This is a genomic window from Dermacoccus sp. SAI-028 (genome assembly GCF_004346775.1).
Classification (GTDB): domain Bacteria; phylum Actinomycetota; class Actinomycetes; order Actinomycetales; family Dermatophilaceae; genus Dermacoccus; species Dermacoccus nishinomiyaensis.
On the sequence record NZ_SMFS01000001.1, the window covers coordinates 1,632,135 to 1,654,434 of the forward strand.

A 22,300-nucleotide genomic window follows, 5' to 3' on the forward strand; every position below is an offset into this window, starting at 1 on the left:
GTCGGCTGCCTCGCCCATAGCGTGTCGAGCATGCCCCAACCTGCTGGCTTCGCCTTTCTCGAACGTGATGGCGTCGTTGTCATCACTCATCACGGACGCACAGCGACGACTCTTAGGGGCGCGCGTGCTGCGGACTTCTTGGAAGACGTCGAGGACGGTGACGCTCAGGAGATCATGGCGCGCCTCACCGGCAACTATCGCCGCGGCAATGAGCGTCAGGCCCGCAACCATCCTCGCAACAAGGGGCGATGACCACGCGGCGCCGAGATCCCACCCGGCGCCGCGGACGCCATCAGGGCGCTACTTCTGCGCCTCCGTCATCTGGCGCAGTTCTTTCTTGAGGTCACGTAATTCGTCGCGCAGACGCGCTGCGAGTTCGAACTGCAGCTCGGAGGCCGCCTCACTCATCTGGGCCTGCAACTCCTGGATGAGGCCCGCGAGGTCGGCGGCGCTGCTCGCCTCGCGCTTCGCGCCCGCGGCGACGTTCGCGTCGGCACTCGCCGCACCGCTGCCGCCGCGACCCTTACCACGCGACATCGAACGGCCGGAACCGAGCAGTGCGTCCGTGTCGGCGGACTCGCGCTGCAGCATGTCGGTGATGTCCGCGATCTTCTTGCGCAACGGCTGTGGGTCGATGCCCTTCTCCGTGTTGTACGCGATCTGCAGCTCACGGCGGCGCGACGTCTCGTCGATCGCCTCCTGCATCGACGGCGTCACCTTGTCGGCGTACATGTGCACCTGACCGGAGACGTTTCGCGCAGCGCGACCGATGGTCTGGATCAGGCTTCGTGCGGACCGCAGGAAGCCCTCCTTGTCGGCGTCGAGGATCGCGACGAGCGACACCTCCGGTAGGTCGAGACCCTCACGGAGCAGGTTGATGCCGACGAGGACGTCGAACTCACCCATGCGCAACTCGCGCAGCAACTCGACGCGGCGCAACGTGTCGACCTCCGAGTGCAGATAGCGCACCCGCACACCCTTGTCGAGCAGATAGTCGGTGAGATCCTCGGCCATCTTCTTCGTCAAGGTCGTGACGAGGACACGCTCGTTCTTGTCCGTCCGTGTGCGGATCTCGCCGAGCAGATCGTCGATCTGCCCCTTCGTCGGCTTGAGCACGATCTCGGGATCGACGAGACCCGTCGGGCGGATGACCTGCTCGACGTAGCCGTCGCTCTTGCTCATCTCGTAGTCGCCCGGCGTCGCCGAGAGGTACACCGTCTGCCCGATGCGCTCGAGGAACTCCTCCCACTTCAACGGCCGGTTGTCCATCGCGCTCGGCAGACGGAAACCATGGTCGACGAGGGTGCGCTTGCGCGACATGTCACCCTCGTACATCGCGCCGATCTGCGGGACCGTCTGGTGCGACTCGTCGATGACGAGGAGGAAATCCTCCGGGAAGTAGTCGAGCAGCGTGTTCGGCGCGGTACCGGGGCCACGACCGTCCATGTGACGGCTGTAGTTCTCGATGCCGGCGCACGACCCGACCTGCCGCATCATCTCGATGTCGTACGTCGTCCGCATCCGCAAGCGCTGCGCCTCGAGCATCTTGCCCTCGGCCTCGAACCGCTTGAGCTGATCGCCCAGCTCGACCTCGATGCCGGCGATGGCGCGCTCCATGCGCTCGGGCCCGGCGACGTAGTGCGTCGCCGGGAAGACGTACATCTCCGACTCCTCGTTGACGATCTCCCCCGTCAACGGGTGCAACGTGTAAAGCCGGTCGATCTCGTCGCCGAAGAACTCGATACGGATCGCGAGCTCCTCGTACACGGGGATGATCTCGACCGTGTCGCCGCGCACGCGGAACGTGCCGCGCGTGAACGCGAGGTCGTTGCGCGTGTACTGCATCTCGACGAACCGGCGCAGCAACTCGTCGCGGTTGATCTCCTGGCCGACCTTGAGACGGGCCATCCGGTCGACATACTCCTGCGGCGTGCCGAGACCGTAGATGCACGACACGGACGCGACGACGACGACGTCACGCCGCGTCAGCAGCGAGTTGGTCGCCGAGTGACGCAGCCGCTCGACCTCCTCGTTGATCGAGGAATCCTTCTCGATGTACGTGTCCGTCTGCGGCACGTACGCCTCGGGCTGGTAGTAGTCGTAGTAGCTGACGAAGTACTCGACGGCGTTGTGCGGCAACAACTCTCGGAACTCGTTGGCGAGCTGCGCCGCGAGCGTCTTGTTGGGCGCCAGCACGAGCGTCGGGCGCTGCACCTGCTCGATCAGCCACGCCGTCGTTGCCGACTTTCCGGTACCCGTCGCACCGAGCAGGACGATGTCCTGCTCCCCCGCCTTGACGCGCTTCGACAACTCGGCGATGGCCTTCGGCTGATCGCCGGCGGGCTCGAACTCGGATTCGACCTTGATGGGTGCGACAGAACGCTGCAGATCGGTGACTGGACGCATGCCGCAACCCTAGACCCGCCCACTGACAACCCCGGAATCCCGCGGTCCTCAGCCCTGCAAGTGCGTGCGCCACACGTCGTCGACGCGGCGACGCAACGTGTCCTCGTCCCCCGCGTTGTCGATCCACACATCGGCGACCGCGCGGCGCTGCTCGTCGCTGGCCTGACTGCGCATGCGTGCCTCGGCGACCTCACGCGGCATCCCGCGGTGCTCCTCGAGCCGCTGCAGACGCGTCTCGACGGGCGCATCGACGACGATGACGACGTCGTAGTCGCCCTCGCGCCCCAGCTCGACGAGCAACGGAATGTCGTGCACGAGCACCTGCCCCGGTTTCGCCGCGGCGAACAACTCGAGCGTGCGCGCCGCGATGAGCGGGTGCGTGATGGCTTCGAGGTCGCGCCGCGCGCCCTCGTCCGCGAAGACGATGGCCCCCAGCGCCCGGCGATCCAGCTCGCCCCGCGCCGTCAGGACGCCGTCACCGAAGCGGTCGGCGATCTGCGCGAGCCCCGCACTGCCGGGCGCGACGACCTCGCGCGCGACGGCGTCGGCGTCGACGACCAGCGCCCCTTGCTCGACGAGCAATCGGGCCACCGCAGACTTGCCCGAACCGATCCCACCCGTCAACCCGACCTTCATCGTCGCCTCCTCAGACGCGCGTCGCGGCACTGTTCAGCGCCGGTGCGACCTCATCCTCCCAGAACGCACCGACAGCGGCGTCGAGCTCGTCGATGCTGCCCTCGTTCGAGAGGACGACGTCGGCCGCGTCGCTGCGCTCGCGCCCCTGCGTGTCGGCGTCGATCTCCGCCCAGGCCTGCTCAAGATCCAGTCCACGCTCGGCCATGAGCCGTTCGACGCGCACCTCCGCCGGCGCCTCCACGACGACGACGTGGTCGAAGTCGCGCGGCGTCGCGGCGTCCGTCAGCAGCGCGAGGTCGAGCACGAGCACCGAGTCATCGCCCACGGCCTTGGCCCGGGCGTCGGCCTCCGCACGCACGAACGGGCCGATGACGGCATACATCCGCTCGCGCGCCGCGGGGCTGCGCGTTGTGAGGTCGTCGAGCGTGTGCCAGTCGATCGTGCCGTCGGGGTGGGCGATCGTCTCGGAGAACACCTCCCGCAACCGGTCGAGGGCTTCCTCGCCCGGCACGAGCAGTTCGCGCATCACCTCGTCGAACTCGACGACGACCGCGCCGCGGCGCTCGAACGCGTCGCCGACGACCGACTTGCCCGCGGCGACCGGCCCTGTCAGCCCGATGGAGACGGCGGCGCGCTCCGCGGCCTGCTGCTGCGTCTGCGCCGTCGTCGGGACGTGCGTCTCGAACTCCGGCTCGGTGCCCTCCTCGAACTCGGGCAGGACGACGTAGGCGTCCTCGTCGAGCACGCCCTCGGCGGCGCGCCGCTCGTACTCCTCGGCGGGCAGCACCTGCTTCCACTGGCGGGTCCGCATCGGGCGTGCCGCTCCGGCGTCCTCACGCAGCGCCTGGAACAACAGCCAGGCCTGCAGGACCGTCAGGACCGTGATGGGGAACCCGATGACGATGATGACCTCCTGCAGCGCCGACAGCCCGTCCTCGCCCGCCGTGAGGATGATCGCAGCACAGACGGCGCCCACCGACAGCGACCAGAACACGCGCTGACGGCGCACCGACGCGTCCTCGTGGCCGTTGACCATGGCGTCCATGACGAGCGCGCCCGAGTCGATCGAGGTGATGAAGAAGATGACGATGACGGCGAGCGCCAGCGTCGCGACGGGCAGGTAGCCGGGCAGGTCGCGCAAGAACTGGAACAGCGCCGCCTGCGGGTTGTTCTCGTCGACGATCGTGTGCGCGAGCGAACCGCCCTGTCCCGCAGCCTTCGCGCTCGCTCGATCGCTCGTGATCGACGTGAGGCCGTACACGCCGATCCACACGACGACGAAGGCGCTGGGCAGCCCGATCGATGCCGTCACGAACGCGCGGATGGTGCGTCCGCGCGAGATCTTGGCGACGAACATCCCGACGAACGGCGCCCACGTCACCGTCCACGCCCAGTAGTAGACCGTCCACTGACCTGACCACGCGCCGTGGTGCATCGTGTCGTTGAACGTCGACAGCATCGGCAGCTGCGACAGGTAGCGACCGGCCGACTCGACGATGCCGCGCGCCACGTCGGAGGCGGACATCGCCGTCATCGCCACGAAGAGGAGCAGCGCGATCGCCATGAGGATGTTGGCGTAGGACAGGTTCTTGACGCCCTTGTCCATGCCGGCGAGCACGGACGTCAGCGCAGCCGCCGTGATGACGGCGAGGATCGCGGCCTGCACCCACCCGGCGATCGGCACGCCGAAGACATCGTTCATGCCCGAGTTGATCTGCAGCGCACCGAGACCCGTCGAGACGGCGAGACCGAAGACGGTGGAGACGACGGCGATGATGTCGATGGCCTGGCCGATGGGGCCGTGGATGCGGTCGCCGAGCAGCGGATGGAACGCAGACGACACGCGCGGCGGCAGGTTGCGCTTGTACGTGAAATACCCGAAGCACAGGCCGGGCACGACGAGGATGGCCCACATGTGGATGCCGAAGTGGAAGTTCGCGATCGACAGCGCGTCCCACGCCGCTTCGTCCGAGTAGGGCGCCGCGCCGAGCGGCGGGCGCGCGTAGTGGTTCATCGGCTCGGCGATGCCCCAGAACATCAACGTCGCGCCGACGCCGGCCGCGAACATCATCGCGAACCACGACAGCCCAGAGTAGGCGGGCTCGGCGTCGTCAGGGCCGAGCTTGACGCGCCCGTAACGGCTTGCGGCGAGCCCCAGCGAGAAGACGACGAGAAGGGTCGCGGCCGCCGTGTAGAACCAGCCGAGATCGAAACGTAACCAGTGTGCCGCCGCACCGAAGACGGAACGCACCGGGTCGGGGAAGAGTGCCATGGACGCGGTGAACACGACGATCAGCGCAGCGGAGCCGAAGAAGATCCGCGGTGACGTACGTAGGCCGAGACGGTCGTGCAGACGGGTGGTTAAGGCGCTCATCAACGCTTCGGGGTCGGTGGGGCCCAAGCCCGCGGACGATCGCCACGAGCCGGGTCGTGCCCTCGTGGCACGAGGGCCAACCCTACGTGGTGCCCGCGGCTCGCGCCGAGCACCCCCAGGCCGCCGTCAGCCGCCGAAGATGCTCATGCGCTCCAGGCGGTCGAAGGCCTCGTCGATCTGCTCCTCGCCGACGGTGACAGCGAGACGCAGGAACCCTTCGCCCGACGCGCCGAACGCGGTGCCGGGGATCGTCAGGATGTGGGCTTCCTCGACGATGCGCGCGGCGCACTCGAGCGACGTCAGACCGGTCTCGCGGATGTCGACCCACAGGTAGATGGTGCCTTGCGGCTCGAAAGCGTCCATGTGCGGCAGCCGCTGCACGCGCTCGTAAGCGCGCTGCAGGCGGCCGCGGTAGAGCTCCTTGACGGGCGGACGCAGCTCGGCGCGTCGTTCGAGAGCGTTGAGGGCCGCGCGCTGCGAGATCGAGGGCGCGGTGAAGACGTTGTTCTCGTTGACGTCACGCGCCGTCGAGACGAAGTCGGCCGGGGCGAGGATCCACCCGATGCGCCAGCCCGTCATGAGGTAGTCCTTGCTGAACGACCCGATCGTCACGGTACGCTGCGCCATGCCGGGCAGCGACGCGAACGGCACGAACGGCTCGCGGTAGGTGAACAGCGTGTAGATGTCGTCCGCGACGACGACGAGGTCGTGCTCCGTCGCGACCCGCGCGACGCCTTCGAGCGTTTCGCGGCTCCACTGCACACCCGTCGGGTTGCACGGCGTGTTGACGATGACGGCGCGCGTGCGCGGCGTGATGGCGGCCTCGAGGTCGGCGATCGTCACCTGGAAGCCGTTCTCCTTCGTCGTCGGCACGAAGACGGGCACGCCGCGCGCGAGACGCACCTGGTGCGGGTACGGCGTGAAGTACGGCTCGATGACGAGCACCTCGTCACCGTCGTCGAGCAGTGTCTCCATGACGAGCCACATCGCGTGGCAGCCCGACGTCGTCACCATGACGTCGTCGATGCTGCGTTCGAGACCGTAGTCGTCGCGGTACATGTCGACGATGCCCTGGCGCAGCTCCGGGTAACCCAGGCTCGAGGTGTAGTGCGTGTGGCCGGCCTTCGCGTCGGCCGCGGCAGCCTCGATGATGCCGGCGTCGGTCGTCAGGTCGGGGTCGCCGAGGCTGAAGTTGATGACGTCGTCGAACTCGCGCGCACGGTCGGCGATGACGGACATCTGCGTCGCGGAACCCGCCTGGTAACGGGAGGAGATGAAACGAGGCACGGTGCGCCTTTCGAGCTGGTGGCCCCGCGGATCTCGCGGGGCCCGACGCAGCCATCATGCCGCAGAGCGAGACCTCGTGAAACGTTTAGGGTGGGGGCGTGAATGGCCTCCTCGTGACCGGTACCTCCTCCGATGCGGGCAAGTCGCTCGTCGTCACCGGGCTCGCGCGGGCGTGGGCGCGACGCGGGGTGCGTGTGGCCCCGTTCAAGTCGCAGAACATGTCGAACAACTCGATGGTGTGCCGTGACGGCAGCGAGATCGGGCGCGCGCAGTACCTGCAGTGCGAGGCTGCGGGCGTCGAGGCCGCGAGCGTGCACAACCCAGTCCTGCTCAAGCCGGGCAGCGACCGGGATGCGTTCGTCGTCCTGCGTGGCCGACCGGCAGGGCGGTTGCGCGCCGGTGAGTACGCGACGGGCCGGCGTCACCTCGCGGACGCGGCGTTCACGGCCTTCGAGGAGCTGGCGGGCGACGTCGACGTCATCATCGCCGAGGGTGCCGGCTCCCCCGCCGAGATCAACCTGCGCGGCGGCGACTACGTCAACATGGGGCTCGCGCGCCGCTTCGACCTGCCCGTCGCCCTCGTCGGCGACATCGACCGCGGCGGTGTGCTCGCCGCGCTGTACGGGACGTGGGCGTTGCTCGACGACGACGATCGTCGCCATCTCGCGGCGTACGTCATCAACAAGTTTCGCGGCGACGCGTCCGTCCTCGAGCCCGGCCTCGACGAGATCACGCGACGTACCGGCCTGCCCTGCCGCGGCGTGCTGCCATGGCTCGAGGATGTGTGGCTCGACTCTGAGGATGCCTTGTCGATCGGTCGGTGGCGACCGAGTCTTGCGGGCGGCGATGCAGACGAGGCGCGTCTGAGCGTCGCCGTCGTCCGGTTTCCGCGCACGAGCAACGCGACCGACGTCGATGCTCTCGCCGCCGAACCGGGCGTCGACGTGCGGGTGACGACGGACGCCGACCTGTGCCGTGAGGCCGACCTGCTCGTCCTGCCGGGCAGTCGCGCGACCGTCAGTGATCTGGCTTGGCTGCGCGCCCGCGGGCTCGCCGACGTCGTCGCCGACCGCGTTCGGCGTGGGGCGCCGGTGCTGGGCATCTGCGGCGGCTACGAGATGCTCGTCGACCGGCTGGAGGATTCCGTGGAATCCGGTGTCGGGGCGGTCGACGGGCTCGGGCACCTGCGCGGATCGGTGAGGTTCGAGGCGGAGAAGACGTTGGCTCGGCCCGCTGGAACGTGGCGGGGCGAGGACGTCGACGGCTACGAGATCCACCACGGTGTCGTCACCGCCGAACCGAACTTTCCCGGCGGTACGTGCGCGGGGGCCGTGTGGGGCACGATCTGGCACGGCACCCTCGAGAACGACGGATTCCGGCGGGCGTGGCTGAGTGACGTCGCCCGCGCGTCGGGCTCTGCGTGGGTGCCTCGCGGCGGCGCGATGGGGTTCCGTGCCCGACGTTCAGCCATGATCGACGCCCTCGCCGACGCCTGCGACGAACACCTCGACGTCGACGCGCTGCTAGACCTGGCGATGAGGAAGGGCTGAATCATGACGGACACCACGACCCCTCGCGAGGTTCGCGTCATCGGTATCGGCGCGGGCTCCCCGCGTCATCTGACGCTCGAGGCGATCGACGCGATGCGTGAGGTCGACGTCTTCCTCGTCGCCGACAAGGGCGATGAGAAGCGCGAGCTCGTCGAGGTGCGCGAGGCACTGTGCCGCACGCATCTGGCCGAGGGCAGCTACCGGTTCGTCGCGCTCCCCGATCCGCGGCGCGGCCCCGACGCCGAGCGTGACGCGCGCCAGTACACCGACGGTGTTCTCGATTGGCACGACGCGCGCGCTCACGCGTGGGGCGAGGTGATCGACGCGCTAGAGCCGGGAATCGTCGTCGGATTTCTCGTCTGGGGTGACCCCGCGTTCTACGACTCGACGATCCGCGTCGTCGATCGTCTGGCGCGCCATCGGCCGGTGAACTCGGTTGTCATTCCGGGCATCTCGGCGTTCCAGACCCTCGCCGCGGCGCACGGCATCGTGCTGCACCAGATCGGCCAACCGGTGCACGTCACGACCGGTCGACGGCTCGTGACTGAATGGTCCCCCGGCCTCGGAACGGTCGTCGTCATGCTCGACGGGCACCTCGCCTGCCGCCACCTCGTCGAGACGCACCCTGCCCTCGTCATCCACTGGGGCGCGTATGTCGGTATGCCCCAGCAGACGCTGCGCGCGGGCCGCCTCGTCGACGTCATCGACGAGATCGTCGACGTTCGTGCCCGCCTGAAGCAGGAGCACGGCTGGGTCATGGACGTCTACGCGATGAGCCTGCCGGCATCCTGACGAGTGGCCCCGCCGTCGGCCACCGCACTCCTGGGTCTCGTTCCTGAGAGGCGGGGTGTCGTGAGAGCCGCGATCGCGCCACACAGGGTTTCAGCTCTCAACCGTCGAGGATGCAGAACTCGTTGCCCTCTGGGTCGGCGAGGACGGCCCAGCCGAGGTCGCTGCGGCGATCGTCGACCATCGTCGCGCCGAGGGCGAGGGCACGCTCGATCTCGGCATCACGCGTCGAGGCCTGAGCCCGCAGATCCATGTGGGCGCGATTCTTCACCTGCTTCGCATCGGGCACCCGGTAGAACAGCACGATGGTGCCGTTCGGGGCCTCGAGTGAGCACTCGTTCGAGCCGGGACGGTATGACTCCGGCTCGTCGATCTCCCATCCCATGAGTGCGCGCCAGAACTGCGCGACGGCGAACGGATCGCGCGCGTCCCAGGTCGTGTGGGACAGATACAGCCCCATCAGCTGTCTCCTGCCGCATCACCGTCGCCGAGTACGCCGCCGGCATCGGTCGTGCGCGCGGAGGCGCGGCGCGCGTCCAGCGCCTGCAGGATCATCCCCGCAGCGAGACACGCACCGACGCCCTCGCCGGCGCGAAGGCGCAGGTCGAGCAGTGGTTCGAGGCCGAGTTCGTCGAGCACGAGACCGTGCGCGCTCTCCCGGCTGCGCTGACCCGCCACGAGATACGCCTGGACCGACGGCTCCATCCGTGCGGCCGCCAAAGCCGCGACGGACGTCGCCAGTCCGTCGAGGACGATCGGCGCGTGCGCCTCAGCGGCGCCGAGCACGACACCCGCGAGCACCGCGACCTCCGGCCCACCGACCTGCGTGAGTGCCAGGCGGGCACGCTCGCCCCGATTCGTGGCGACGTCACGTGAGCCTTGGCTGCGCGCCAGTGCGGCCTCGACCACGCGCTTCTTGCGCGCCATCATCGCGGCATCCGCGCCCGATCCGAGGCCGAGCACAGCGTCGGACGGAGCCTCGAGCAGCGCCGCCGCGAGAGCAGCGGCGATCGTCGTGTTGCCGACGCCGACCTCGCCGAGCACGACGAGACCGCTCGCCCCGGCCCTCGCCCCGAGCCGCCGCCCGGCCGCAAGACACGCCTCGACGTCATGCGGGGTGAGCGCGTCGGCGTCAACCAGGTCACCGCGTGGCCCCACGACGTCCACGCGCTCGGTGGGGACGCCCGCGGGAAGCTCATCGGCACCCGATGCAGGCGCCGGCTGCCGCCCGTCCACGCCGGCATCGACGACAAGACAGGCAAGGCCGGCCGAACGCGCATGTGCCGCTCCAAGGGAAGTGCCCGCCCTGGCCGCGCGCATGACGTCGGCCGTCACGGACGAGGCGTAGGCGCTCACGCCGTGGCGGGTGACCGGGTGGTCGGCACCGGCCAGGACCAGTATGCCGCTGGCGACGTCCGGCCCGGCGATGGCGGCGACCCGGTTGACGACGCGGTCGAGCACCCCGAGCGCCTCCGGCGGAGCGAGCAGGCGGTCGGCGTCGTCGCTGGCGACGACGAGACGGGCGCCTTCGGGTCCTGCGAGGTAGGACGGTGGCGGCCCGGTCGGACGCAAGCCTGACGCGGGGGCCCCTGAACCGAACGCCGCCGGGCCGCCGTCGACACCCACGGTCTCCGGTCCGCGTGCCGTGGCATCGATCTCACCCGTCTCGGGCCAGCGTTCTGCCAGCACGACGTCGTCGAGAGCCAGCTTGGCCGACCATGCGGCGCGCTGCAGACCTGGTTCGGGCGGACGCTCGTCGGGCCAGCCGAGGCACATCCAGCCGAGGGTCTCGACGCCGTCGGGCAGGCCGAGCAGATCAGCCAGATCGGCGGGTTCGAACAGCGTCACCCACCCCATGCCGAGTCCGTGGGCGCGCGCCGTCAGCCACATGTTCTCGATGGCGCACGCGCATGACCAGACGTCCGTGTCGGTGAACGTCGCCCGCCCGAGCACGCCCGCTGCGGGCACGCGCCGGTCACAGGCAACGACGACGCCGACGGGCGCCTCGCGCAGCCCTTCGAGCTTGAGGTCGAGCAACCGCGCCGCCCGCTCGGGCAGCATCTGACGCGCCTGCCGCAAGCGTGCCGTGTCCGCGAGGTGCGCAGCGCGATCCCGGGTTGCCGGATCGCTCACGACGATGAACCGCCACGGCTGTGAATGGCCGACCGACGGCCCGGCATGACCCGCAGCGAGCACCTCGCGCACGAGCTCGTCCGGCACCGCGTCGGGGCGGTAACGCCGAATGTCACGACGCGCCCCGATGACGTCGGCGAGGGCTTCCTGCACCTGCGCGCCCATGGACCAGCCAGCCGGATCATCGCGGCGTTCGCGCGCCGACGAGGCGTCACCGATGACAGGCGTCGGACGACGGAAGCCACCTCCGTCGCTCGAGTCGGCGATCCGAGAAGACTCCGCGAGCGAGGCGTCCCCGGCGTGACGCAGAATCCCCTCCACATCCGGGGACGGCGCACCCCGCGCAGGCCCTGCCGGCACTCCACGCAGCGACTCGTCGGGGCTCACTCCTCCAGCTCACCTTCGACGTCGAGGTAGACCTGCTGCATCGCGGCGACGGTCTCGGGGTTCGGTTCCGCCCACAGTCCACGCTCGGCCGCCTCGCCGAGCTTCTCGATGATGCCGCGCAGCGCCCACGGGTTCGCATGGCGCATGAACGCCTGGTTCGTCTCGTCGAGCACGTACTCGGACGCGATCGACTCGTACATCCAGTCGGGCACGACCTGGCTCGTCGCGTCGAAACCGAACAGGTAGTCGACGGTCGCGGCGAGCTCGAACGCGCCCTTGTAGCCGTGGCGCTGCATCGCCGAGATCCAGCGCGGGTTGACGACGCGGGCGCGGAAAATGCGGGCGGTCTCCTCCGTCAGCGTGCGGGTGCGCACGGCGTCAGGGCTCGTCGAATCTCCCACGTACGCCTTGGGTTCGGCACCCGTCAGTGCCTTCACCGTCGCGACCATGCCGCCGTGGTACTGGAAGTAGTCGTCGGAGTCGAGGATGTCGGATTCGCGGTTGTCGACGTTCTTCGCCGCCACCTGGATGCGTCGATAGTTGCGCTCCATGTCGTCGCGTGCGGGCGCGCCGTCGAGGTCGCGGCCGTACGCGAACCCACCCCACGCCGTGTAGACCTCCGCGAGGTCGTCGTTGCTGCGCCAGTTGCCCGACTCCATGACCTGCAGCAGGCCCGCGCCGTACGCACCCGGTTTCGAACCGAAGATGCGGGTGCGGGCGCGCCGCTCGTCGCCGTGCGTCTCGACGTCGGCGAGGGCGTGCGCGCGCGGGAAGTTCTGATCGAGCGGCTCGTCGAGGTCGACGACGAGCTTGACGGCGTCGTCGATCATCGCGACGACGTGCGGGAAGGCGTCACGGAAGAACCCCGAGACGCGGACGGTGACGTCGATGCGCGGACGCCCGAGCTCCTCGAGGCTGATCGGTTCAAGCCCGACGACGCGGCGTGACTGCTCGTCCCAGATGGGCATGATGCCCAGCAGTGCAAGGATCTCGCCGATGTCGTCGCCGCTCGTGCGCATCGCGGAGGTGCCCCACGCCGACAGCCCGACCGATTCGGGCAGCGCGCCCTCGTCCTCGCGGTAGCGGGCGATGAGCGAATCCGCCATCGCGCGGCCCGTCTCGTACGCGAGGCGGCTCGGGATCGCCTTCGGGTCGACCGAGTAGAAGTTGCGGCCCGTCGGTAGGACGTTGACGAGCCCGCGCAGCGGCGAACCGCTCGGGCCGGCGGCGACGTACCCACCGTCGAGCGCGTGCAGCACGGAGGTGATCTCCTGCGGTGTCTGCTGCAGACGCGGCACGATCTGGGTGCAGGCGAACCGCAGGGACGCCTCGACGTCGGCGCGGTCGACGCCGGCGACCTCGTCGTCCGCCAACCCCGCGAGGTGCGCCTCGACGACATCGGAGACCGACGCGGCATCCCACCCGGCAGCAGCCAATGCGGTGACGAGGGCGTGCGCGTGCCGCTCGGCGTTGTCGGTGGCGTCGCGGTCGTCACTCGTCGGGTCGAGGCCGAGCGCGGTGCGCAAGCCCGGCAGCCCGTCCTTCGCACCGCCGAAGAGCTGGTTGGAGCGCAGCATCGCGACGACGAGGTTCGTCAGGCCCTCGCCCTCGGGCGCGGCGCCGAGCACGTGCAGACCGTCACGGATCTGCACGTCCTTGATCTCGCACAGCCACCCGTCGACGTGCATGACGAACTCGTCGAACGAATCCTCGTCCGGCATGTCCTCGAGGCCGAGGTCGTGGTGCAGCTCGGCCGCGCGGATGAGCGTCCAGATCTCGCCCTGCAGCGCCGGCGCCTTCGCCGGGTCCATGACGCTGACGTTGCCGTACTCGTCGAGCAGCTGCTCGAGGCGGGCGATGTCGCCGTAGCTCTCGGCGCGCGCCATCGGCGGCACGAGGTGGTCGACGATCGTCGCGTGCGCGCGTCGTTTGGCCTCGGTGCCCTCGCCGGGGTCATTGACGAGGAAGGGGTAGATGAGCGGCAGCGAGCCGAGCGCGGCATCGGTGCCGCACGAGGCGGACATGCCGAGGCTCTTGCCCGGCATCCACTCGAGGTTGCCGTGCTTGCCCATGTGGACGACGGCGTGGGCGCCGAACTCCTCCTCGATCCACCGGTAGGTCGCGACGTAGTGGTGCGTCGGCGGCAGGTCGGGGTCGTGGTAGATCGCGATGGGGTTCTCACCGAAGCCGCGCGGCGGCTGCACGAGGATGACGAGGTTGCCCGCCTGCAGTGCCGCGGTGACGATCTCGCCGGCCTCGTCATGGGAGCGGTCGACGAACAGCTCACCGGGCGCCTCACCCCAGTGCTCGCTCATCCCCTCGCGCAGATCCTCGGGCAGGCGGGCGAACCACTCGCGGTAGAGCGCTGCGGGGATACGTACGTGCGCGTCGGTGAGCTGCGCGTCCGTCAACCACTCCGGGTCCTGCCCGCCCGCGGCGATCAGGGCGTGGATGAGCGCGTTGCCCGCGGTCGTGTCGAGCTCCTCGCCCTCGATCGGTTCGACGTCGTCGAGACCGGGGATCGCGCCGCGTTCGCCGAGGTCGTAACCGGCCTCGCGCATGGCGCGCAGCAGCCGGATCGTCGAGACGGGCGTGTCGAGGCCAACGGCGTTGCCGATGCGCGAGTGCTTCGTCGGGTACGCCGACAGCATGACGGCGATGCGGCGCTCCGACGGGTCGAGATGACGCAGCCGCGCGTGCCCGACGACGATGCCCGCGACGCGGTCGCAGCGCTCCGGGTCGGCGACGTAGGACGGCAGGCCGTCCGAGTCGAACTCCTTGAAGCTGAACGGAACCGAGATGATGCGCCCGTCGAACTCGGGCACCGCGACCTGCGTCGCGACGTCGAGCGGCGTCATCCCGTCATCGGAGGCGGCCCACTGCTCACGGCTCCACGTCAGGCACAGCCCCTGGACGATGGGGACGTCGAGCGCGGCGAGGGCCTGGACGTCCCAGCTCTCGTCGTCCTCCCCCGCGCCCGCGGACGCCGGACGCGACCCGCCGGCCGCGAGCACCGTCGTCACGAGCGCGTCGTAACCGGCGAGGTGGTCGAGCAGTTCGGCGTCGGCCTCGCGCAGGCTGGAGACGTAGATCACCACCCCGATGCCGCCGGCGCGGTCGATCGCGTCGGCGAGGGCATGGGCGTACGCGTCGTTGCCCGCGACGTACTGGGCACGATAGAAGAGCACCGCGACGCGGGGCTTCTTCGTGGCCGTGGCGCCGTCGGTGCTCTCGGCGTCATCGGCGATCTCGGCACGCTCGAGCACACCCCACGAGGGCGTGACGACGGGCGGTTCGAAGCCTTCGCCGGTCATGAGCAGCGTGTCGCTGAGGAACGCGTGCAGCTCCTTGAGGTTCGCCGCACCGCCCTGCGCGAGGTACTCGTGGGCCTGCGCCGCGACACCGGGCGGCGTCGTCGAACGCTCCATGAGGGCCGCGTTGGGCTCCTGCTCACCGCCGAGCACGACGACGGGACGGCCGGAGGCGGCGTACGCCGCGAAACCACTGCACAGATCCTGCGGGCCGCCGAGCAGGCGGACGACGACGATGTCGGCGCCCTCGGAGGCGTCGCCGTGCGTCGGGACGCGCCCCGGGTTGGAGACGGCGTAGTCGGCGCCGCTCGCGCGAGCGCTGAGCAGGTCGGTGTCGGAGGTCGAGATGAGGGCGATGCGCGCCATGAGGGCAGCTCCTTCGCGGGTGTCCACGCCCGCGTCGTCATGAGAGGGCTCCCGTGGCACGGGAGTCGATCGTCAGGGCGTTCCTGACTCGCCGACGCACGCGTCGGACACACAGTGGCGGGACCGTCCCGGATTCGCACCGGGTTCCATCACCTGACGACCGTGCCCGAGCCTAACGGAGACGGCTCGTATGCTGCTCGCTGTGCCCGTACGAGATGTCGACGACCGCTGCCCCGGTGTGCTGCGCCCGTTCGCAGCTGCCGACGGCGCCATTGTCCGCCTGCGCGTGCCCGGTGGCCGCGTGTCGAGCCATGACCTCGTGACGGTGTGCGATCTTGCCGAACGATTCGGCCAGCCGTTCGTCCAGCTGACGTCACGCGGCAACCTGCAGCTTCGCGGCTTGGACGAGCCGCTGCCGGGCGCGTTCGTCGACGCCGTCGCGGCGCTCGGGATGCTGCCGTCAGCAACCCACGAGCGGGTGCGCAACATCGTCGCGGGGCCGGATGCGTCGCTCGATTCCCTGGTGCAGCAACTGGATTCGGCGATCGTCGACACGCCGTCGTTGGCGTCACTGTCGGGGCGATGGATCTTCGCGCTGGCCGCCGGGGACGAGACGCTGCCCGCGGTGCCGGCCGATGTCGCGTTCGCTCTCGGCGCGGACGACGACAGCTCGTGGACGGGTGAGATGCGCGTCGATCAGATGCGTGCCGGCGAAGTGCGCGTCGGTGGCCGGTCGTTCGCATGTGCTGCGCACCAGGCCGCGGCGACGCTGGTCGCTGTCGCGGAGGACTTCGTCGCGACGACGCAGCATGATGACGGGCGGTTCTGGAACGTCACCGACCTGCCCGACGATCATCCGTTCTTCGCCCGACTCGACGAGCGGGTGCGCGCCGCCGAGGTGAGCGCCGCCGATATGCCCCGCGCCGAGGCCCGGCCCGCGACCGGCACCGCGGCGGCCACGTCCAAGAGCCGCCTTGAGGTTCATCTCCCGCTCGGCCTGCTCGACGCGCCGGCCGCTCGCGCCCTGGACGAGGTGACGCAGGACGTCGTCGTCACCCCCGAGCGCAGCATCGTCGTGCGTACGCTGCGCGACGGCGCCGACCTGCCCAGCGCGACCAGGCATCTGCGCGGCGCCGGATTCGTCACCGAACCCGGTTCGGCCCGAGCGCGATTCAGCGCCTGCGTCGGCGCACCGTACTGCCGTCGCACCGACGTCTCGACGCTCGACCTCACGCGGGCCGCGGCGAGGATCTTCGACGACGGCAACTGGTGTGACACGGCGCTCGATGACAGCCGCATCGGCAGCGTCATCGCTGCGAGCACGCCCGAGCATGCCAGCGCCGATGATCGACGTGCCACCGTTTCCGCCGCACCCCGCGTCCACGTCGTCGGGTGCGAGCGTGCGTGCGGCCGCCCCGCCGGCGAGCATCATCTCGTCGTCGCCCCTCACAACCTGACCGACATCCTCGACCCGAACGGCCGCTCATGACCGACATCGCTCCCCCGACCCGCCGCTACGACTACGAGCGTGACGGGCGTGTCATCTATCGCGAGTCGTTCGCGACGATCCGTCGTGAGGTGACGCTCGACCACCTGCCCGAGGGCGTCCACCGTGCTGCGGTGCGGGTCGCGCATGCCGCAGGCGACGTCGGCGTCATCGACGAGATCGCCGGCAGCACGGACGTCGGCGAGGCCGCTCTCGCCGCGTTGCGCGCCGGCGCGCCCGTCATCACCGACTCGCACATGCTCGCCGCGGGCGTGACGCGCAGCCGACTGCCCGCCGACAACGACGTCATCTGTACGCTGCGCGAACCGCAGGTGCCGGCGCTCGCACAGGCCTGGTCGACGACTCGCTCGGCCGCCGCCGCGTCGTTGTGGGCACCGCACCTCGACGGCGCCGTCGTCGCCATCGGCAACGCCCCGACGGCCCTGTTCCACCTGCTCGAGATGCTGCGCGACGGCGCCCCGCGCCCGGCTGCGATCGTTGGGATGCCCGTCGGTTTCGTCGGCTCCGCCGAGTCCAAGGTCGCTCTCGCCGAGCATCGTCTCGACGACGGATCACAGATCCCCTGGCTGACCGTCCATGGGCGCCGGGGAGGCTCAGCCATGGCTGCGGCCGCCGTCAACGCCCTCGCGACCGAGCAGGAGATCCTGTGATGACGGGCAGCCTGTGGTGCGTCGGCGTCGGCCCCGGTGACCCCGAGCTCATCACCCGCAAGGCCGCTCGGCTCATCGAGACCGCTGACGTCGTCGCCTACCACCGCGCCGGTCATCGTCCGAGCACCGCACGCGCCATCGCGGCCGATCTCATCCCGGACGGCGTCGTCGAGGAAGAGCTCGTCTACCCCGTGACGACTGGTGAGATCGACCATCCCGGCGGCTACCACGGTGCGATGGCGGCGTTCTACCTCGAGTGCGCCGAGCGCCTCGGCGCCCACCTCGAGGCCGGACGCAGCGTCGTCCTGCTCGCCGAGGGCGACCCGTTGTTCTTCGGTTCGTCGATGTACGTCCACGACCTGCTCGCCGAGCGTTTCGACGCCCATGTCGTGCCCGGGGTGACGTCGGTCTCCGCGGCGTCCGCGGGCCTGTCGACAGGGTTGTGCCGGCACGAGGACGTGCTCACCGTGCTGCCCGGCACCCTCCCCGTCACCGAGATGGCGCGCCGCCTCGCCGACACCGACGCCGCCGTCATCATGAAGCTGGGCCGCACCTTCGCGAACGTGCGCGAAGCACTCGCCCAGGCGGGCCTGCTCGAGCGCGCCTGGTACGTCGAGCGGGCGAGCCGTGACGGTGAACGCCTCCTCCCTGTCACACAGGTCGACCCGTCGCACGTGCCGTACATGTCGCTCGTCGTCGTGCCCGGGCTCGATCGACGCGCCGACGCCGCCGGCCGCGCGTCGGGAAGCGCGAGCAGTTCGAGCCGGACCGCGATGCAGCGAGTCCCCGGCGTGCTGCCCGCCGCAGCGACGTCCGAGAGGTCGGGCGAGCCCGGAACCGTGTTCGTCGTCGGGCTCGGGCCCGGCCCCGACGCCTGGCTGACGCCCGAGGCGGCTGACGTCCTGGGGCGCGTCTCGTACGTCATCGGCTATGCGCCTTACGTGGCCCGGGTCCCCACACGCGATGGCCTCGTCCGGCTCCCGAGCGGCAACACGGTCGAGGTCGATCGCGGCACCCAGGCCCTCGAACTGGCGCATGACGGGCACGATGTCGCCGTCGTCTCCGGGGGCGACGCCGGGGTGTTCGGGATGGCGTCGGCCGTCTTCGAGGCGCGCGAGCGACCCGAGAACGCCGCGCTCGCGGGGATGCCCGTGCATGTCGTTCCCGGCGTGACGGCGGCGCACGCCGCCGCCGCCCTGGCCGGCGCCGTGCTCGGAGGTGACCACGCGCTCATCTCCCTGTCCGACCGCCTCAAGCCGTGGGACGTCATCGACGCACGCCTGCGCTCCTGTGCCCGCGCCGACCTCGCGATGGCGTTCTACAACCCCCGCTCGGCGAGCCGCCCCCATCAGTTCGACCAAGCGCTCTCCGTGCTGCGTGAGGAACTACCAGGCGATCGACCCGTCGTCGTCGCACGTCATGTCGGCCGCGAGCAGGAGGCCCTCGAGGTGACGAGCGTGGCCGCGCTCGACCCCGAGACGATCGACATGGGTTGCCTCGTCATCGTCGGCTCCCAGGGCACCCGCACCACGGCGGACGGGCGCGTGTGGACGGCGCGATTCGTCCCATCGAGGTGATCACGTCGGGCGGTCGAAAAACCGTCGGGTCGCGATGGACACAGGAGCCCCGCGGGCACGTAGCGTCAGGGGTATGAGCGACTTCACCCCCCACACCGGCTCCTCCGAGTCGCCGTCGGTCACCTACCCCGACGGCTCGACGCTCGGTGTCGAGGTGGATGGGGCCCAGGTGCATCTCGTCGCCCGCGGCGACGTCCACGACCTCATCCGCGACACCAACCTCTCGCCCGCCGAGGCCCATCACCTCGGGGAGGCGCTCGTCGAGGCCTCCGCCGAAGCCGGGGCTCCGGAGCAGCCGGGCCGACACGACCCCGCCGAGATCGACGCGCTGCTCGATCAGTTCCCGCTGGACGAGCCCGCCTGAGCCACGCGAGTCTGCCTGAGACAGATATCAGGCCGACGCGGGGTGCGGGTTCGGTTGCGGGCCGTCACGAACCCCGGTTAGATGCACGTGATACCGGAACATCACCGTTCAAGGGGGAGAACGATGCGTCGAATTCTTGTCGCCGGCGCGGCTGCCGTTTGCTTGCTCGTCGAAGGCGCGGGCCCGGCGTCCGCTGCTGAACCCACGTCGGTGACTGCCGCGTCGACCAGCGTCTCGTCTGCGTCGTCAGCACGAGCCGCAGCTGTGACCGGGGGCGTCGGGACGGCAGGCGTTGCGGCGCACGGTGCCCAGAACGTCGCGTTCGTCGACGCGTCGACGAACCATCAGTCCATCGGGCAGCAGCCCGAGCGGCGGCGCACGCCGTCCCGCAAGAAGCGTCGCAGCAGCGGGGTCGGGCGATTCTTCGGCGGGCTCGTGTTCATGCTCATCGGGTTGCCGCTGCTCGTCGTCGCCGCGCTCGTCCTGTTCTTCATGGTGCGTCGCGGTCGCAAGCAGCGCGAGCAAGCCTTCGCGCAACAGCAGCGTCGTCAGACCCAGAACGGCCCCTACCAGGCGCAACAGGGCCCCTACCCCGGCGCGAACGGCACGAACGACGTCGACGGGCAGAACCCGACACACCGGTTTTGAGCGACGCCGGTCAGGACACCGACCGAGCAGGCCACCCGAGAGCCACCGCCGATGACGCGGTGGCTCTCGTGCGTCACGTTCGTTCGCGGCTGCAGCTGTAGAGGTGCGACTCGGCGAAGCCGTGGGCCGCGAGCGCAGGCCCGACGAGGATGACGGCGGCCTGCCGCAGCCCCGCGTCCTCGACCTGATCGGCGATGTCGGCGAGCGTGCCGCGCAGGATGAGTTCGTCGGGGCTACTGACCTGCGAGCCCACGACGACGGGACAGTCGGTGCCGTAGTGCTCGGCCAGCTCGTGTGCGAGCCGCCGCGTGTGACGGATCGCGAGGTGGAGCACGAGTGTCGCCCCCGTCCGCGCGAAGTTCGCGAGCTCCTCACCCGCCGGCATCGGCGTCGAATCGCGCTGTGCACGCGTCAGGACGATCGACTGCGTCACCTCGGGCACCGTCAGCTCGCGTCCGACACGCGCGGCTGTGGCCGCGTAGGACGGCACGCCCGGGCAGACGTCCCAGGCGATACCGGCTGCGTCGAGGCGACGGCCCTGCTCGGCCACGGCGCTGTAGACGGAAGGGTCGCCCGAGCACAGACGCGCGACGTCGTGCCCCAGCGCATCCGCGGCGACGATCTCGTCGATGATCTCGTCGAGGGTGAGGTGCTGTGTGTCGACGCGGCGCGCGCCCGGCGGGCAATGGGCGAGGACGGCGTCGTCGAGGTAGGTGCCGGCGTACAAGCACACCTGCGAACTCTCGATCAGGCGCACCGCGCGCAGCGTCAGCAGGTCGGCGGCGCCGGGGCCGGCACCGATGAAGTGAACGGTCATGTCAGATCCTTCGCGTAGCTCCACTGGACGACGGCGCGCGCGGGGCGCCAGCCGTGCAGTCGGCCGAGGGGTTCGAGGTGTTCGACGGCCAGGCGCGTGAGGTCGCCGCCATGCGTGCGCCAGGCGTCGAGGAGGATGCTCTCGCTCTCGAGCGTGACGGCGTGAGCGACGAGGCGGCCACCGGGGCGTAGAGCCGCGAGGGCAGCGTCCACAGCCTCAGCGCTCAGCCCGCCACCGAAGAAGACCGCATCGGGAGCGCTGTGACGGGCGTCGCTCGTGGCGCGAGCGGCGCCGTCACGGCAGGGGCCGCAGGCGGTGCCATCGGGGTGCCGCGCGCCGTGGACGGCTACATCGTGGACGCTCGCCTCGACGACGTCGACGCGATGATGGACTCCGAGGGCGCGGGCGTTCTCGCGGGCGCGTTCGGCGCGTACGGCATCGCGTTCGACGGCGACGGTGCGAGCACCGGGCGCGGCGAGCGCCCATTCGATGCCGACGGCCCCCGAGCCGGCGCCGAGATCCCAGAGCAGCGCGCCGCGCGTGGGGCGCAATCGCGCGAGTGCTGCAGCCCGCACGTCGCGTTTCGTGATGAGCCCGTCATTGCCGAACCACGTCTCGGCGCGGCCCGGAACCGTCCCGACGACGTCGGCCGCGCCCAGTTCGTCGGGCACCTCGACGCAGACGAGGACGAGGTCGGGAATCGGCTCGGCGAGGTCGCGTTCCCCGTCGGGCCACCCCTGGGCGGTGGCCTGTAGCGACCCTTCCCCGGGCCCGCCGAGGTGCCACCACGCCGTCAGCCTCGCCTCCGGTGCTCCCGACTGCACGAGCAGCGCGGCGAGCTCGCCCGGGCCGCGCGCGTCGGAGCACAGCACGACGAGTCGCGCTCTGGGCGTGACGAACGGGCGCACTCGCTCGATGCTGCGGCCCACCGTCGTCACGACGTCGACGCTCTCGGCCGCCCACCCCATCCGGGCGCGCGCGAGGGTTTCGCTCGACAGTGCGGGATGGACGCGAACGGCGCCCGCACCGAACTCGTCGATGAGCGTCGTCGCGACACCCGAGCGCAGCGGATCGCCGGAGGCGAGCACGACCACGCGCCCGGACGCGGCATCGTCCATCTCGTGGGCGTCGGACGACGTGGCGCGCCCATGGGCATGGTCATCGGCATGGAACAGGAGCTCGCGCAGCCCGTCGCGCAACGGGCGCGGCCACGTGCGGCGCTCCTGGCCCTCCACCTGCGGCAGCAGCTCCAGGTGCCGTCGCCCGCCGACGACGACGTCAGCGTCCGTGACGAGTTGCCGAAGGTGGGCGGGCAGCAGCGCCCACCCACCGTCCTCGATGCCGACGACCTCGATCATGGGCGACACCCTATGCCCCGCCGGGGCCTCGGGCGGCGTCGGCGTCTGTCATGATGGGGCCGTCGCGCGCGAGGAATGCCGGTGCGAATCCGGCAGCGGTCCCGCCACTGTGATCCCCGACGGGGTAAGCCAGGACGTCG

Annotated in this window: 17 protein-coding genes and 2 riboswitches; of the genes, 8 read left to right on the top strand and 9 right to left on the bottom strand. The window is 70.3% G+C overall.

The genetic code is table 11. The annotated features are described in order from the left end of the window. The first annotated feature begins 30 nt into the window (after positions 1 to 30). Entirely contained in the window at positions 31 to 252 is a 222-nt protein-coding gene (locus tag EDC82_RS07510; protein WP_038570941.1) for a hypothetical protein, read from the top strand. Between the two features lie 48 nt (positions 253 to 300). Here the strand turns inward: EDC82_RS07510 and uvrB are convergent, their stop codons facing one another. The 4 genes from uvrB to EDC82_RS07530 form a co-directional block, all read right to left on the bottom strand. Next, on the bottom strand, positions 301 to 2,406 hold the full coding sequence (gene uvrB, locus EDC82_RS07515; protein ID WP_074039365.1) for an excinuclease ABC subunit UvrB: 2,106 nt from the start codon (positions 2,404 to 2,406) through the stop codon (positions 301 to 303). Positions 2,407 to 2,454: 48 nt separating this feature from the next. Continuing rightward, on the bottom strand, positions 2,455 to 3,042 hold the full coding sequence (gene coaE, locus EDC82_RS07520) for a dephospho-CoA kinase (RefSeq protein ID WP_074039559.1): 588 nt from the start codon (positions 3,040 to 3,042) through the stop codon (positions 2,455 to 2,457). Positions 3,043 to 3,052: 10 nt separating this feature from the next. Next, positions 3,053 to 5,416: a dephospho-CoA kinase gene (gene coaE / locus EDC82_RS07525; protein ID WP_074039366.1), complete on the bottom strand. Its 2,364-nt coding sequence runs from the start codon at positions 5,414 to 5,416 to the stop codon at positions 3,053 to 3,055. A gap of 126 nt (positions 5,417 to 5,542) precedes the next feature. Further along, positions 5,543 to 6,703 (bottom strand): aminotransferase class I/II-fold pyridoxal phosphate-dependent enzyme, encoded by a 1,161-nt coding sequence (locus EDC82_RS07530; protein WP_083603767.1) that lies wholly within the window; start codon positions 6,701 to 6,703, stop codon positions 5,543 to 5,545. A gap of 98 nt (positions 6,704 to 6,801) precedes the next feature. On the opposite strand from EDC82_RS07530, the gene EDC82_RS07535 reads away from it, so the two are divergent. Together EDC82_RS07535 and cobF are read left to right on the top strand one after the other, a co-directional pair. Next, on the top strand, positions 6,802 to 8,253 hold the full coding sequence (locus EDC82_RS07535; protein ID WP_074039368.1) for a cobyric acid synthase: 1,452 nt from the start codon (positions 6,802 to 6,804) through the stop codon (positions 8,251 to 8,253). A 3-nt stretch (positions 8,254 to 8,256) separates the two neighbouring features. Then, positions 8,257 to 9,045 (top strand): precorrin-6A synthase (deacetylating), encoded by a 789-nt coding sequence (gene cobF, locus EDC82_RS07540; protein WP_074039370.1) that lies wholly within the window; start codon positions 8,257 to 8,259, stop codon positions 9,043 to 9,045. 97 nt (positions 9,046 to 9,142) lie between these two features. Here the strand turns inward: cobF and EDC82_RS07545 are convergent, their stop codons facing one another. From EDC82_RS07545 to cobN, 3 genes are read right to left on the bottom strand one after another with little or no spacing between them, the layout of a single operon-like run. Continuing rightward, positions 9,143 to 9,502, bottom strand: a complete 360-nt coding sequence (locus EDC82_RS07545) for a VOC family protein (protein WP_074039374.1) — start codon at positions 9,500 to 9,502, stop codon at positions 9,143 to 9,145. Then, positions 9,502 to 11,562, bottom strand: coding sequence for a 5,6-dimethylbenzimidazole synthase (gene bluB / locus EDC82_RS07550; RefSeq protein WP_200829290.1), 2,061 nt, complete (start codon positions 11,560 to 11,562; stop codon positions 9,502 to 9,504). The genes EDC82_RS07545 and bluB overlap by 1 nt, the downstream gene beginning before the upstream one ends. Continuing rightward, on the bottom strand, positions 11,559 to 15,239 hold the full coding sequence (cobN, locus tag EDC82_RS07555) for a cobaltochelatase subunit CobN (protein ID WP_074039377.1): 3,681 nt from the start codon (positions 15,237 to 15,239) through the stop codon (positions 11,559 to 11,561). The genes bluB and cobN overlap by 4 nt, the downstream gene beginning before the upstream one ends. 58 nt (positions 15,240 to 15,297) lie before the next feature. Next, positions 15,298 to 15,419, bottom strand: a riboswitch (cobalamin riboswitch). A gap of 10 nt (positions 15,420 to 15,429) precedes the next feature. Here cobN and EDC82_RS07560 point away from each other — a divergent pair. The 5 genes from EDC82_RS07560 to EDC82_RS07580 all read left to right on the top strand — a co-directional run bounded on the left by EDC82_RS07560 (position 15,430) and on the right by EDC82_RS07580 (position 19,985). Continuing rightward, entirely contained in the window at positions 15,430 to 16,728 is a 1,299-nt protein-coding gene (locus EDC82_RS07560; RefSeq protein ID WP_074039379.1) for a hypothetical protein, read from the top strand. Further along, a complete protein-coding gene (locus tag EDC82_RS07565; RefSeq protein ID WP_074039381.1) occupies positions 16,725 to 17,396 on the top strand; it encodes a precorrin-8X methylmutase in 672 nt (223 codons plus the stop codon). The genes EDC82_RS07560 and EDC82_RS07565 overlap by 4 nt, the downstream gene beginning before the upstream one ends. Continuing rightward, a complete protein-coding gene (locus EDC82_RS07570; protein ID WP_074039384.1) occupies positions 17,396 to 18,973 on the top strand; it encodes a precorrin-2 C(20)-methyltransferase in 1,578 nt (525 codons plus the stop codon). The genes EDC82_RS07565 and EDC82_RS07570 overlap by 1 nt, the downstream gene beginning before the upstream one ends. 73 nt (positions 18,974 to 19,046) lie before the next feature. Beyond that, a complete protein-coding gene (locus tag EDC82_RS07575) occupies positions 19,047 to 19,337 on the top strand; it encodes a hypothetical protein (protein ID WP_074039385.1) in 291 nt (96 codons plus the stop codon). Positions 19,338 to 19,460: 123 nt separating this feature from the next. After that, positions 19,461 to 19,985, top strand: a complete 525-nt coding sequence (locus EDC82_RS07580) for a hypothetical protein (RefSeq protein ID WP_131941069.1) — start codon at positions 19,461 to 19,463, stop codon at positions 19,983 to 19,985. Positions 19,986 to 20,058: 73 nt separating this feature from the next. Here EDC82_RS07580 and cobM read toward each other — a convergent pair whose 3' ends face one another. After that, positions 20,059 to 20,802, bottom strand: a complete 744-nt coding sequence (cobM, locus tag EDC82_RS07585) for a precorrin-4 C(11)-methyltransferase (RefSeq protein ID WP_074039389.1) — start codon at positions 20,800 to 20,802, stop codon at positions 20,059 to 20,061. After that, positions 20,799 to 22,160, bottom strand: a complete 1,362-nt coding sequence (locus EDC82_RS07590; RefSeq protein WP_074039390.1) for a bifunctional cobalt-precorrin-7 (C(5))-methyltransferase/cobalt-precorrin-6B (C(15))-methyltransferase — start codon at positions 22,158 to 22,160, stop codon at positions 20,799 to 20,801. The genes cobM and EDC82_RS07590 overlap by 4 nt, the downstream gene beginning before the upstream one ends. A 72-nt stretch (positions 22,161 to 22,232) precedes the next feature. Then, positions 22,233 to 22,296: riboswitch (cobalamin riboswitch) on the top strand. Positions 22,297 to 22,300 lie beyond the last annotated feature (4 nt).

What these genes read in the sequence shown, in the direction of transcription:
- uvrB (WP_074039365.1), bottom strand. Translation starts at nt 2,406, where the DNA reads ATGCGTCCAGTCACCGATCTGCAGCGTTCTGTCGCACCCATCAAGGTC.
- coaE (WP_074039559.1), bottom strand. Translation starts at nt 3,042, where the DNA reads ATGAAGGTCGGGTTGACGGGTGGGATCGGTTCGGGCAAGTCTGCGGTG.
- EDC82_RS07565 (WP_074039381.1), top strand. Translation starts at nt 16,725, where the DNA reads ATGACCGACATCGCTCCCCCGACCCGCCGCTACGACTACGAGCGTGAC.
- cobF (WP_074039370.1), top strand. Translation starts at nt 8,257, where the DNA reads ATGACGGACACCACGACCCCTCGCGAGGTTCGCGTCATCGGTATCGGC.
- cobM (WP_074039389.1), bottom strand. Translation starts at nt 20,802, where the DNA reads ATGACCGTTCACTTCATCGGTGCCGGCCCCGGCGCCGCCGACCTGCTG.
- coaE (WP_074039366.1), bottom strand. Translation starts at nt 5,416, where the DNA reads ATGAGCGCCTTAACCACCCGTCTGCACGACCGTCTCGGCCTACGTACG.
- EDC82_RS07575 (WP_074039385.1), top strand. Translation starts at nt 19,047, where the DNA reads ATGAGCGACTTCACCCCCCACACCGGCTCCTCCGAGTCGCCGTCGGTC.
- EDC82_RS07545 (WP_074039374.1), bottom strand. Translation starts at nt 9,502, where the DNA reads ATGGGGCTGTATCTGTCCCACACGACCTGGGACGCGCGCGATCCGTTC.
- EDC82_RS07590 (WP_074039390.1), bottom strand. Translation starts at nt 22,160, where the DNA reads ATGATCGAGGTCGTCGGCATCGAGGACGGTGGGTGGGCGCTGCTGCCC.
- EDC82_RS07580 (WP_131941069.1), top strand. Translation starts at nt 19,461, where the DNA reads ATGCGTCGAATTCTTGTCGCCGGCGCGGCTGCCGTTTGCTTGCTCGTC.
- cobN (WP_074039377.1), bottom strand. Translation starts at nt 15,239, where the DNA reads ATGGCGCGCATCGCCCTCATCTCGACCTCCGACACCGACCTGCTCAGC.
- EDC82_RS07510 (WP_038570941.1), top strand. Translation starts at nt 31, where the DNA reads ATGCCCCAACCTGCTGGCTTCGCCTTTCTCGAACGTGATGGCGTCGTT.
- EDC82_RS07560 (WP_074039379.1), top strand. Translation starts at nt 15,430, where the DNA reads ATGCTGCTCGCTGTGCCCGTACGAGATGTCGACGACCGCTGCCCCGGT.
- EDC82_RS07570 (WP_074039384.1), top strand. Translation starts at nt 17,396, where the DNA reads ATGACGGGCAGCCTGTGGTGCGTCGGCGTCGGCCCCGGTGACCCCGAG.